Annotated in this window: 8 protein-coding genes and 1 pseudogene; 3 read left to right on the top strand and 6 right to left on the bottom strand. The window is 57.8% G+C overall.

The features are described 5' to 3' along the window. Nucleotides 1-25 precede the first annotated feature (25 nt). A complete protein-coding gene (locus EDF70_RS29125) occupies nucleotides 26-511 on the top strand; it encodes a GntR family transcriptional regulator (RefSeq protein ID WP_132281657.1) in 486 nt (161 codons plus the stop codon). Here EDF70_RS29125 and EDF70_RS29120 read toward each other — a convergent pair. Beyond that, nucleotides 469-1788 (bottom strand): ATP-binding protein, encoded by a 1320-nt coding sequence (locus tag EDF70_RS29120; protein ID WP_132281654.1) that lies wholly within the window; start codon nucleotides 1786-1788, stop codon nucleotides 469-471. The genes EDF70_RS29125 and EDF70_RS29120 overlap by 43 nt on opposite strands. A 265-nt stretch (nucleotides 1789-2053) precedes the next feature. On the opposite strand from EDF70_RS29120, the gene EDF70_RS29115 reads away from it, so the two are divergent. Next, entirely contained in the window at nucleotides 2054-2902 is an 849-nt protein-coding gene (locus EDF70_RS29115; protein ID WP_132281651.1) for a MipA/OmpV family protein, read from the top strand. Nucleotides 2903-2977: 75 nt separating this feature from the next. On the opposite strand, the gene EDF70_RS29110 is transcribed toward EDF70_RS29115, so the two are convergent. From EDF70_RS29110 to EDF70_RS29090, 5 genes and pseudogenes are all read right to left on the bottom strand, one after another. Beyond that, complete coding sequence (locus tag EDF70_RS29110) at nucleotides 2978-3733, bottom strand: response regulator transcription factor (protein WP_132281648.1); 756 nt, start codon at nucleotides 3731-3733, stop codon at nucleotides 2978-2980. A gap of 72 nt (nucleotides 3734-3805) precedes the next feature. Beyond that, on the bottom strand, nucleotides 3806-4423 hold the full coding sequence (locus EDF70_RS29105; protein ID WP_132281645.1) for an isoprenylcysteine carboxylmethyltransferase family protein: 618 nt from the start codon (nucleotides 4421-4423) through the stop codon (nucleotides 3806-3808). A 166-nt stretch (nucleotides 4424-4589) separates the two neighbouring features. Further along, complete coding sequence (locus EDF70_RS29100) at nucleotides 4590-7673, bottom strand: efflux RND transporter permease subunit (protein ID WP_132281642.1); 3084 nt, start codon at nucleotides 7671-7673, stop codon at nucleotides 4590-4592. Further along, complete coding sequence (locus EDF70_RS29095; RefSeq protein WP_245519432.1) at nucleotides 7670-8896, bottom strand: efflux RND transporter periplasmic adaptor subunit; 1227 nt, start codon at nucleotides 8894-8896, stop codon at nucleotides 7670-7672. The genes EDF70_RS29100 and EDF70_RS29095 overlap by 4 nt, the downstream gene beginning before the upstream one ends. 114 nt (nucleotides 8897-9010) lie before the next feature. Beyond that, a pseudogene (locus EDF70_RS29090) lies at nucleotides 9011-9445 on the bottom strand (transposase family protein); the annotation flags it as partial. A 390-nt stretch (nucleotides 9446-9835) separates the two neighbouring features. Between EDF70_RS29090 and EDF70_RS29085 the strand changes: the two are divergent. Next, nucleotides 9836-11374 carry a Fic family protein gene (locus EDF70_RS29085; protein WP_132281639.1) on the top strand — a complete coding sequence of 513 codons (1539 nt, stop codon included), beginning with the start codon at nucleotides 9836-9838 and terminating at the stop codon, nucleotides 11372-11374. Nucleotides 11375-12480 lie beyond the last annotated feature (1106 nt).

Below are 12480 nucleotides of genomic sequence, written 5' to 3'. Positions count from 1 at the left end.
CGATGATCCATACGAGGAACTGATTATGAGTGCGGCCCGAGCCAATCCGAACGTTCTGGAAGTCAGGATCGAAAAAGAGAATATTCGCTCTCAGGTTGTGCGAGCAATCCGGCGAGCTATCATTAGCGGTGAGTTTTTGCCGGGACCTCGCCTTGTCGAGTGTGATCTATGCGCGGCCCTAGAAGTCTCCAGACCATCGCTTCGAGAAGCGCTCAGGCATTTGGAAAGCGAACATCTCGTTCACTTCATACCCAACAGAGGCTGCTTCGTCGCTGAACTCGCTTGGGATGACGCTTTGCAGATTTACGAGACACAGCTTGTAATCGAACCAGAGATCGCGGCCCTGGCTGCACAACATATTTCCGATAACGCGCTCCTGGAATTAGAGCAGGCCATAAGAGACTTCGCCAAGGCAGTCGAGGCGAAAGATCCCCTTTGGTCTAGCCCGAGGGGTTCACTCCAATGCAATCAAAGGGGCAATACCAGCCTAACGCACAACCCTGTAGACTGATGGTCGTAAAATTCCAATTTTCCGTGATGCGCCTGTACAATTTCCGCTACGATGGAAAGGCCGAGACCGAAGCCCGTATCTGTCCCGCCCCGCGCGGTGTCCATCTTGAAAAACGGCTCCAGCACGCGGCTTCTGTGGGCTTCTGGAATGCCAGGTCCGTCATCCACGATATCGATGACGGTTCTGCCGTTTTCCATACGCAGATGAACCTCCACGCTGGTGCCGAATTTCACGCCGTTTTCACATAGATTGGTGACAGCGCGGGTCAGCGCCAACGGCTTGAAGTTGGCGACGGCACGCGCCGGGCCAAAATAGCGCACGTCATGCCCCATATCCGAAAACTCGTTGCAGACCGTCTGCAGAACCGAGGCCAGATCGACGCGTTGTGATGCCTCATACTGGTGGTTGTCGCGCAGATAACCGAGACTTTCCTTCAGCAGTCTATCGATGTGTTCGATATCGGTCAGCAGCGCATCGCGAACATCTTCCTCACCGACACGCTCGGCCCGAAGCCGCAGCCGCGTCAACGGCGTTCGCAGGTCATGACTGATGCCGCGCAGCATCCGGGTGCGCGCTTCCACCATTGTCGAGATGCGGCTTTGCATGCCGTTCAGCGCACGCGCGAGCGCCACGATCTCGACACTGCCACGTTCCTCGAAAAGCGCCGGCCCGACAGAAATATCGGCCTTCATGGCCGAGGCTGCGATGCGGCGCAGCGGGCTGGTGATCGCCCAAACCGCGAAAACCGAAAACAGGATGATCAAGGTGAGCGTCGCCACCAGATAGTTCGAGCCGAACCTCAGTGCATCATTGCGCAGAAAACTTTCCGGCCGCAGTTCCATGACCAGCAGCGTCGCGTCATCGACCTTCGCAGCGAGGATACGCTTGCCATCGACGAATGTTCTCCAGCCACCATAAGGAACGGGCAGATCTTCGGGGGGAAGAAGGCGGTCTATGACGATCTGGATAAACGGCTCATCCGGTGACGAGGCGGCAACGTTATCGAAATACGAGATCGGCTGCAACTCGAGACGCAGGTCACCACGATTTGCGGCAGCAAGGACTGCACCTCTCTCGCCAGGCTCCGCTTTCGCAAGAACCAATGCGATCGAGGTCACGCGCGCCGACATCCCCTCGAGATCGGGCGTGTCGTATTCGTCTCTGACCCATCGCTCCAGCGTCGAGCCGATCAGAAAGGCAATCACCAGGCAGGCAAAGATAACGGCCGTGATCTGGCCATGAATGGTCGAAATCAACCGGGAGACCCGAAACCTCAAAATGCCTCCTCGGGAACGCACCCCGTTGCATGACAGTATGGTCGCACGCCAACAATCGCAGCAACCTCGGCGTAGAATAGTGAGCTTGAGGGAAATTGGACATTAAGTTTTGTGTCGGTCGCCCCGGAACCCCGGCGATTCCACCGGCAGCAACAAAGCGTAACACAAAGACATGCTGCGCCGGACGCCTTCGTGACAGGACGGATGTGTTGCACACACGGCTCGTCTTGACTGGCGACGCCCGTGTCAAATCACTGGAGCACCCATGTCTTTTATCCAACGGACCGACCGGCGACTTCTGACAAGCGCCCTCTACGTCTCGCTCGTGCTGATCGGCACCGGCTCGAAAACGCTTGCCGCCGACGCAAGCCTGTCCGACCAGCCACCGGAGCCTGCTTTCGATCAGGAACGGTTCAACAGCGAGAAACCACAACGCAACTGGAGCCTGATCGTCGGCGCCGGTGGGATTTACGAGCCGGAATACGAAGGCAGCGACAAGCTCGAGGTTTCGCCCGTTCCCTTCATCGTCTTCAATTACGGCGACTGGCTGGAGATCGATCCAAGAGGCGTCACAGTCACAGCCATCCAGCATGATGGCTTCAAGCTTTCCGCCAAGGTCGGCTACGAGAGCGGCCGCGACCAGGATGATGCCGATCGCCTGCGCGGGCTGGGTGATATCGATTTTGCCGCGACCGTTGGCGCCAAGGCATCCTATGAATGGAACGGTTTCGAATTCTACGCCGCCGTCGATCAGACGATCGATGGAAGCGAAAGTCTGATCGGCACGTTTGGCGCCGAATATCAGGCGCCGGTGACGGAACGGCTCATTCTCGGTGCCGGTGTCGAGGCGGTCGTCGCTAACGACAGGCACATGGAAAGCTATTTTGGCGTCAACGCGGCGCAGGCCGCCAGTTCAGGTCTTCCCGAATATAAGGCGGAGGCGGGCCTGAAGCGCGTCAACGTCTCGGCATCGGCGATCTACATGCTCAGCGAGAACTGGCTGGTGCGCGGCGAAGCCGGCGTCGGCGTCCTGACCGGCGATGCGGCTGACAGCCCGATCGTCGAAGAGAAAGTTCAGCCTTCGGCGTCGCTGTTTGTCGGCTATAAATTCTGAACGGGCAGACATGAAGATGGAAAAGCCGGGTCATCGCCCGGCTTTTTTGTGGGTCCGGCCTTTTCGTGGCCAATGTCAGCCCTGTTCGACCCTTGCGGTGAACACGTAACCGCCAAGTCTGACGGTCTGCAGAAAGATGGGCGTTTTCGGATCGGCTTCGATCTTCTGGCGCAGACGGCTGATATGCACATCGACGCTGCGCTCGATCGGCCCGGCAAGCCCCGTATGGGTGAGCGAAAGAAGCTCCTCGCGGGTGATGACCCGCCCGGGATTGCGGCAGAAGGCCAGCAGGAGATCGAATTCGGTAGTCGTCACCGCCACACGCGCATTGCTTGGGTCGTGCAACTGGCGACGGAGTGGATCGATCTGCCAGCCTTCGAAACGCAGCGTCCGCTGAACGGTGGTATGCGCGAGACCATAAGAGGCACGGCGCAGCAGGCTGCGGATGCGGGCGACGACTTCACGCGGGCTGAACGGCTTGGTGACATAATCATCGGCGCCGACTTCCAGCCCGACGATGCGGTCCACCTCTTCGCCAAGCGCGGTCAGAAGAATGATCGGCGTCGTCTTTTCCGAGCGGATCCGCCGGCAGATGCTGAGGCCATCCTCACCGGGCAGCATGACATCGAGAATGATCAGGTCGAATTCGTTGCTGCGCAACAACGCGTTCATGACGTGACCGTCTTCTGCGACTGTCGGCAGCATGCCGTTTTCCTGCACGGCAAGCGCCAGCAGCTTACCGATTTCGGGATCGTCCTCGACGATCAGGATTTTCGCATTGTTCGAATTTGGCTGCACCGCCGATTTCCTCGCTGCCCCGACAGCAGGCATCTCGCATGCAGCCGGGTTCGCAGATGTTTCGCTTTATTAAGTTTTGTTGCGAGGCTTGGCAAACGGCGGCTGTCAAACCGGCAGGGTCCAGACGACCGGCAGAAGGTCACCCGCCTGTCCGGCCCTGATCAGCTCGATGGCAATCCAGGCGCCGAGGAAAACGATGCCATCGCGGAGACTGCCGATCGCCTTGGCCGAGCGAAGCGGCACATCCTCGCACTCGCGCCAGAGCGACAGATTGGGCACGAGCCTCGGGACGCATGCCCTGTAATTATCGAAACTGCCGCCGTAACGGCTGCCGAGATAGGCATCTTCGCCGCGCATCGCCATGTCGAAGGCAAACCAGGCGGCCAGCACCAGCATCGCCATGGACAGGAGGCTGCCCGTTTGTGCGCCGATACCGGCAATGCCGACCAGACTGAAAAAATATAGCGGATTGCGGGTGACCGAATAGGGTCCCGTTGTCACCAGTTCGGAATTCTTGCGGCCACCGATATACAGAAGCGACCAGCCGCGCCCGGCAATTGCCACGAAAATCGCCAGTGTTCCGAGAAGTTCGAGCATGACGCTCACCAGCGGGAGCGGCGGTGGCGCCGAGGTGATGGCCAGCATGCAAAACGCAATGCCGCCCGAAATCCGCAGGGCGTTGATGCGGTAGATCTGGATGAAGGGAGATCGGATATCGTTCATGGTGCTTTTCAAGCCTCGCGGATAAGGAAACTCACCCGGTTTCCCATGCGCGAAGAGGTTCTGGCTTAACGATATGTTGCCCAATGTTAAGAGGGGCAAAGACATGTGAAGGGGCCAGCGGTTACCAGCTGGCCCCTTCGTGACGCGCCATCAGGGCATCAGCGCGCTATTGCCGGTTCGCGTCGAAATCCGGTTCGGCCGACTGGAGGAAAGGCCGAACCAGGTTGCCGAGACGGTCACCGAAACCCGACACGATAAGATGCAGCGCGGGGATGACGATCAGCGACAGGACGGTGGAAACCAGCAAACCGCCGATCACCGCGATCGCCATCGGCGCACGAAATTCGCCGCCATCACCGATCGCGAAGGCCGAGGGCAACATGCCGCCTGCCATGGCAAGCGTGGTCATGACGATCGGCCGCACCCGTTCCAGGCAGGCCTCGATGATCGCCTCGCGGCGGGAGAGACCATGTGCCTCCCGCTCGATGGCGAAATCCACCAGCATGATCGCATTTTTGGTGACGATGCCCATCAGCATGAGGATGCCGATCACCACCGGCAGCGAGATCGCGTAACCGGTCAGCACCAACGCGACCACGACGCCACCGATCGACAGCGGCAGCGATGCGAGGATGGTGAAAGGCGACAGAATGCTTCTGAACAGCAGGATCAACACGATCAGCACCAGCATGATCCCCGCTCCCATGGCGACGGCGAAACTTTCGAACACCTCGCCTTCGGTATCGGAATCGCCGGTTGCTTGGACACGCACACCATCGGGCAGGTTCTTGACACTTTCGAGCTGCAGCAGGCGTTCCAGTCCCTGCCCCGAGGTCAGTCCGTCTGCCATGTCCGCACCGATCTCGATGCGGCGCTGGCGGTCGAACCGGTCGATCGCGGCAACCGTCTGGTCGAAGCTGATCTCCGCGACTGCGGAAAGCGGCACCAGTTTTCCGTCGGCGGCGGGCACGCCGAGTGTCTCGAAAACCGGCAGCCGTCCACGCGCCGCGCGGTCAAGAACGACGCGGATCGGGATCTGCCGCGACCCTTCAACAAAATTGGCAAGTCGGCTGTCGACATCACCGATCGTCGAGATGCGCATCGTGCTGGCGATCGCGTCGGTCGATACATCGAGCGTTGTTGCCCTGTCGGTATCGACGACCATTCTGAGTTCGGGGCGCATGGCGACATTGTCGCTGGCCGGCCCGATGAAACTTCCCTCGGTTGCCATCTCCTTGAGAATATCGTCCGCCGCGCGGCGAACGGCCTCGCCATCGCTGCCGAGTACGGAAAAGGATATGTCGCGGCCACCGCGATCGTTCAGAAAACGCAGGCGAACATCGGGAATGTCCGCGAGCCTTGCCGTAAGCTCCGCCTCGATGGCGAAGGACGACCGCTGACGCGCCGTCTTGTGCTTCAGATCAACCGAAATCACCGCATAACGCACGTCCTGCTGGCCGCTCATGCTGGCACCGGCCCGCACCAGTGCGCCCTCGACATCGTCCAGTTTTGCAACGATTGCAGAAATGCCGTTGGTGACCCGGCGGGTATCCTCCAGCGTTGCGCCTGGCGGCAATTCGACAGTCAGCGTCAGCCGGCCGGTATCCTCTTCCGGCAGGAACGTGGTCGGCATGGACATCAGCGAAACGATGGCGACTGCGAACAGCCCAAGCGCCGATGCGACCGTCATCCATTTCCAGCGTAGCGTTTTGCGCAGCATGGTTTCGTAGGCGATGGAAAGCCATCCCTTGCGCTCCTGCGCGGCGGGTGCGCCGGTCATCATATAGGCGGCCATGATCGGCGTGATCAGTCGCGCCACCAGCAGGGAGAAGAACACGGCGATGGCGACCGTCAGGCCGAATTCGCGAAAATAGAGACCGACCACGCCGCTCATCAGCCCCACCGGTGCGAACACGGCAATGATGGTTGCCGAAATAGCGATGACGGCAAGCCCGATTTCGTCGGAGGCATCCAACGCCGCACGGTAGGCGGATTTGCCCATGTTGCGGTGGCGCACGACATTCTCGATCTCGACGATCGCGTCATCGACCAGAATACCGGTGACCAGCGTGATTGCCAGAAGGCTGAGGATGTTGAGGGAAAAGCCGAGCATATCGAGCGCGAAAAAGGTCGGGATGACCGACAGCGGCAGGGCGACTGCCGCCACCAGCGTCGCACGCCAGTCGCGCAGGAAAAGGAAAACGACGACAATGGAAAGTGCGGCACCTTCCAGCAACGTATTCATCGCCGAGCGGTAATTGCCTTGCGTGTAGGAGACGGTGTCATCGACAAGGTTAAAACGAAGATCCGGTCGCGCCGCCGCCAGTTGCTCGATCTTGACAGCGACCGCCTCCGCCACGGCGACATCGCTCGCGCCCTGAGAACGGTAGATGGCAAAACCGACGATATCGGCCGCGTTCAGGCTGGCAAATGCCCGCGGTTCGGCCACGGCATCACTGACATGCGCGACATCCGCCAGACGCACCGACTTTTCGCCCGACAGCGAAAGACGTTTTTGCGCGAGTTGCTCCATCGTTGCGGCCGCAGCCGCCGTCGTCAGAACCTGCTCGCCGCCTTCCATGTCGCTGCGTCCACCGGAGCGATCGAACTGGTTTTGCGCGATGGCCGCGTTGACCGCGCTGGCGGACAGCGACAGCGCCTGCAAACGATCGGCATCGAGTTCGACACGGATTTCGCGATCAGCACCTCCAATGCGCTCAACCCGCCCCACGCCGGATAGCCCCTGCAGATCACGCGTGACCGTGTCATCGACGAACCACGAGATTTCGCCTTCCGTCATGTCCCGGCTGGAGACCGCATAGGTGACAACGGATTGCGCTTCCTCCTCGATCCGCTCGATCACCGGTTCATCGATCGTGCCCGGAAGATCGCCGCGAATGCGGGCAATGGCATCGCGAACGTCGGCCATGGCCCGATCCGGCGAGATCACCCCGAGTTCGAATTCGACAGTTGTGACCGAACGCCCTTCGCCGATCGTGGAGGACAATTCCTTGATGGCCGGCAGCGAGGCGATGGCGTTTTCGACCAGCCGCGTCACCTCCGTTTCGAGTTCGACGGGCGTTGCGCCGGACTGCTCGACGGTGACCTTGACCGCCGGCGTGATGATCGTCGGAAAATAGGTGATCGGCAGTTTTGCAAAACTGTAGAGACCGATGATCGTCAGCACGACAAAAAGCAGAATGGAGGGCAGCGGATTGCGGATCGCCCAGGCGGAAATATTGCCGTTCATCGTGCGACCTCATAGCTTTCGATGACCGTGGCTGCGGCGAGATGATCCGCCGAAGGACGTTCGGATGCGGCGATGACGGGGCGAACCTTCTCATCGGCCTTGAGGAACCCGCCGGATTTCAGCACGACCATCTCACCATCGGCGATGCCGCCAACGATCTCGGCAAACCCGTCCTGCCGCGCGCCTACCGTTACGGGTCTCGATCGCACCACCCCATCGGTGACGACAAGGACAGTGCTTGCGCCGCTCATGGTTTTCACCGCACTGCCGGGCAGAAGGATATTGCGCCGTGCCGCGATATTGATGCTGCCGCGGGCAAAGGCACCGGGCTTCAATCCTTCAGCATTTTCGAGTTCGATGCGCACTTCACCGCTGCGCGTCACCGGATCGAGTTCGGCCGCATTCAGCCTCAAAACACCGGCGATCGTGCCACCATGCCCCGCCAGCGTGATGCCCGCCGGCATGCCTTCGCCAAGCCGCATGAAACTGGTCTCCGTGACCTGGGCGACGAATTCGACGGAGCCGTCCCTGGCGATCACAAATAACGGGCCGCCGGTATCACTCGTCATGGCGCCCAGACGGGCCGCCCTTCGCAACACCAGACCCGCCTTCGGCGCCCGCACCGTGCTACGCTCGATCGTCAACTCGATTTCACGTCGCTCGCGGGCAATCAGCGCCGCATCGGCTTCTGCCAGGGCAAGCGATTGCCGGGCAAGTCCCAGTTCGGCCAGTGCGCGCGCATGGGCGTTTTCGTGTTCATCGAGAAGCTGCTGGGAGACCGCACCCTTTGGCTGCAGCGCCCGGCTGCGTTCCAGAACTTTTCGTGATTGAGCTTCGCTGACTCCGGCGAGCTCCAACCTGCTTGCCTCTACCTCGAAGGCCGCCTTGGCACGTCGGATGGAGACCGAATTTTTATCGAGAAGCATGAGGGCTTCAGTCGCATCCAGCATCGCAAGCGGTTGCCCCTGCGCCACGAACTGCCCGACTTCCACGAGAATAAGCTCGATCGCTTTGCCCTGATTAAGCGTGTGCACTTGGACTTCCTCACGCGCGACGAACGATCCGACGACCGGGATCGTTTCCGTGACCGCAGCGTTTCGAGCGATAATAACGGTGACCGGGATCTGCTCTTCCGCAAAGGATATGTCCGAAAACAAAAAACACGATGACAGCGCACCGACGAGTGTACGTGCCAGCAAACCTGATAGGGATGTTCCACCCATGAAACGACCTTCCGCTTGATCCGCGACAGATGCGGACTATTCGGATTTTAACGTAGCAATCAGTGCGGTTACGTGTGTGTCATCACATTGCAAGATATTACGGTGCATAGGCAATTTTCTATCCGGCAAGAGAGTCACAGGCCTGCGCAGCTCCAAGTCGCAAACGATTGTTCCGCAGGTTTGACCGCGCCTGAAGGCAAAGTCATCAATGCCGATGACATTGGGATCGCCATGCTGATCAACCGTACGGCGGCGAACCACCCGCAATAACGTGTCGTTGCTCACCGGCACCATCAGGCGATCGGTAAATGCTGCGGCAGGTCTACCGCCAAGCGCCAGACCGAGGTGGTGAACAATCGTCTCCAGCCTCTGGGTGCGTCGACCATAGCGAGCCAGCACGTTGTCAACGAATTGTTCGCAGAGGATATGTCGGCCACACAGCACGGCATCGCACCAGAACCGGCGCGTCAGGACTGTCAACTCTACCCGCCGGCCACTGAGAGGTAAGTCAGCAGGTCGCCGCTCATATCGGCTTTGAATTCGTCGGCTTGCTCGCCCGCAGGCTGGACAAGCTGCTGATAGATCGCGCGATCGAAGTCGAACTTGAACACATAACCCAACGATCTTCACTGCCTCTACTACAAAGCCGAACGGCTTGAGACTCGCATGCGGCAATCTGTGGCCCATTGCTGATCCTCCGGTGAAACAGCAGAAACCTCATTCACGACAGCAACAAATTTGAGTCAGAGCCAGTTCTCAGTGCAAATCAACACTTACGACATCAAAGACGCGTCATGATTGATCATCTTTAACGCGTATTGACTCAACATTAAAAACGCGCATATGAAAGACAACAAAGACGCGTAATTATCCAGGTATTGATTTATGAGACGTGGGATTGTGAGTTCGCGCAAGAACAACGAAGTCGTGAGAACCAAAATGGCTACACCAAATGAAAAGTTGGCTGACGCCCTGCAAGCCCTCAAAACATTGCAGGATGGCGGGCTTCGAATATTTAAGTCCGACGAGTTCAGCCGACTACACCGAGAGCGCCTTACACGGAGCGGATTTCTCCAAGAAGTCATCCGCGGCTGGCAAATGTCAACGGGACCCCAGTCCCAAGACGGCGACACAACCCTTTGGTACGCTTCATTCTGGGAGTTCTGCTCCCTCTACTGCAACGACCGCTTTGGACGGGAATGGCATCTGTCACCGGAACAATCGATGCTACTCCACGCAGAAGCAACTGCGATTCCGCCCCAGGTGATTGTCAACAGTCCAAAGGGAGCGGGCAACAATTTATCACTGCTTTTTGGCACATCCATCTACGATCTCAAGACCAAGCAAATGCCAACGCGCGAGGATCTCGTCGAGAAAAACGGATTGAGATTCTATACTGCGGACGCCGCCCTGGTAAAAGTTGCTGAAGCGTTTTTCCAAAGATCACCTATCGAAGCCCAGATCGTGCTGAAATCCATGCGCGATGTGTCGGCTGTCCTCGGTCGATTACTCGACGGAGGACATTCGGCCGTGGCAGGCCGTCTGGCCGGCGCATTTCGGCGCATAGGAAAAGGCGAGTTCGCCGACGATATATTGAAAACGATGAAAGGCGCGATGTACGACGTTAGAGAGACAGACCCGTTCGATCAAAACCAGCAAGTCTCCACATTAGCTGTCGGTGGATCTCCCATTGTGGCGCGTCTCAATGCTATATGGGAAAGCCAGCGTCAGGCGGTCCTCGATGTTTTTCCTGCTGCCCCCGGGCTTCCCTCGGACACCACCGAATTCATGAAATCGGTCGAGGACATATACAAAAACGACGCATACCACTCGCTTTCGATCGAGGGGTACAGCGTTACTCCGGAACTCATTGATCGCGTGCGCACTGGTACGTGGGATCCGGACGTAGATCAGCAGGATGGAAAAAACCGCGACGCTTTGGCAGCACGCGGTTACTGGCAGGCGTTTCAAAGCGTGAAGGAATCTGTTGCAGAGATTCTCCGCAGAGCACCAGCGGGAGCCGTTGTCCGAAAGCAACATAGGGATTGGTACCGCGAACTGTTCGGCCCCTCGGTCGCCGCAGGTATTCTGAAACCCAGCGCCCTCGCGGGCTATCGAAACCACCCTGTATATCTCCGCGGATCATGGCATGTACCACCGCGCTCCGAAGCAGTTCCGGATGGAATGGAGACCCTGTTCGATCTACTGGAGAAGGAAAGCGAGCCAGCGGTTAGGGCAGTCCTTGGCCACTGGTTGATAGGCTATGTTCATCCCTATCCTGACGGCAACGGACGGATGGCGCGCTTCCTGATGAACGCCATGTTCGCCTCGGGTGGGTTTCCATGGGCAGTGGTTAGGGTTGAGGATCGGTCAACTTATTTGGCTGGCCTTGAACAGGCGAGCGTCCACATGAACGTCAAACCGTTCGCGGAATTCATCGCGGAACGCACCTCTTGGCCGATGAGTAAGGCACTCTAAAATCATCGATCGCTCTTGAAGGGAATTGAACCTTCGACCAATGGCCCATTTCTGCTAAACATCAGATAATGCGTTGCATTTAGAGGGTCGACATGCTGGCCATAGGCTGGCTTTGGAACTGTAATTGCTGTCGATACCCAACGCCTACAAGCGGATTAATGACTGCCTACGTAAAGTAAAAAAGCTCTCGCACACAAAATAATATACCGCCACCTCTCAATATTAACAATGATAAGAAAGCAACTTATCCAATACACCGACTTAGAGCGAGCTGTAACGCTGCGCCTATATCCTCCATATTCCTTCGTTTTTCGAGAACCACGTCACCCAAGCCTCCACGCAAAGTCGGCTCAAACCCCTCTCCTCTTATCCTACGCGAAGGCGATATTGTGATGATGTCCGGGGACATTTCGAAGCTACAGAAAAGCATCCCTTTAAACATTGATGTCCGCGTTTTGTAGGAATAGGTTTCCATCATTGTTTCCAACCAATTTTCGTATCTTTTATTTATGTTCTCTTTCTTGAAAAATTCCTCATCTTCCAAAGGATGCAAAATTTACTTCTTTCAGCCGAAGACAAAACCGCCTCAGTCAAAAATGCACCGGAAACACTTCCATCTAAACATACACATCCGCTCTGATAGTCATGTACTCTAGTCCTGTATCCAGAATTAGTGATCACACAATGAAATTTTCTTGTCTTATAAATACTGCAAGCCTGAAATGGGGCTGGAGAATTTGTCATTTCACTACCGTTACATTTACGACCACGCCCTTTGTTGTGCCGTAAACGATTAATCTGTTAATCTCTTGCCATTATCGGCTCCACTCTCTCAGAAGTTTGAGCCTCCGGCAAACCCGGCGCGGTTCACTGCGATCGAGCATGGGACATTCAAGGCGGTCGCCTTGGACTTCGATGTCTCGATCATCTCCCGGGCGTGCACAGCCGGGAGTGTTGGTATGAGGCTGATCATTTCGGTATCCGATTTTCGGGTGGCCGACCGCCGTCTGTTGGCGGCCGTCCACGATGCTGAATGATCAGGCTGCCCGGATACGGGTCTGGCGCAGGGCGGTGAGCAGAGCTTCGGCGGCCTCGCCGGAAGATCC

Source organism: Neorhizobium sp. JUb45, from assembly GCF_004343585.1.
Classification (GTDB): Bacteria; Pseudomonadota; Alphaproteobacteria; order Rhizobiales; family Rhizobiaceae; genus Neorhizobium.
Note: the sequence above shows the minus strand (reverse complement) of the source record. Positions and strands in the feature narration are given on the sequence as shown.

Coding starts and splice junctions, on each gene's coding strand:
- EDF70_RS29125 (WP_132281657.1), top strand. CDS start 26: ATGAGTGCGGCCCGAGCCAATCCGAACGTTCTGGAAGTCAGGATCGAA.
- EDF70_RS29115 (WP_132281651.1), top strand. CDS start 2,054: ATGTCTTTTATCCAACGGACCGACCGGCGACTTCTGACAAGCGCCCTC.
- EDF70_RS29110 (WP_132281648.1), bottom strand. CDS start 3,733: ATGCCTGCTGTCGGGGCAGCGAGGAAATCGGCGGTGCAGCCAAATTCG.
- EDF70_RS29105 (WP_132281645.1), bottom strand. CDS start 4,423: ATGAACGATATCCGATCTCCCTTCATCCAGATCTACCGCATCAACGCC.
- EDF70_RS29100 (WP_132281642.1), bottom strand. CDS start 7,673: ATGAACGGCAATATTTCCGCCTGGGCGATCCGCAATCCGCTGCCCTCC.
- EDF70_RS29095 (WP_245519432.1), bottom strand. CDS start 8,896: ATGGGTGGAACATCCCTATCAGGTTTGCTGGCACGTACACTCGTCGGT.
- EDF70_RS29085 (WP_132281639.1), top strand. CDS start 9,836: ATGGCTACACCAAATGAAAAGTTGGCTGACGCCCTGCAAGCCCTCAAA.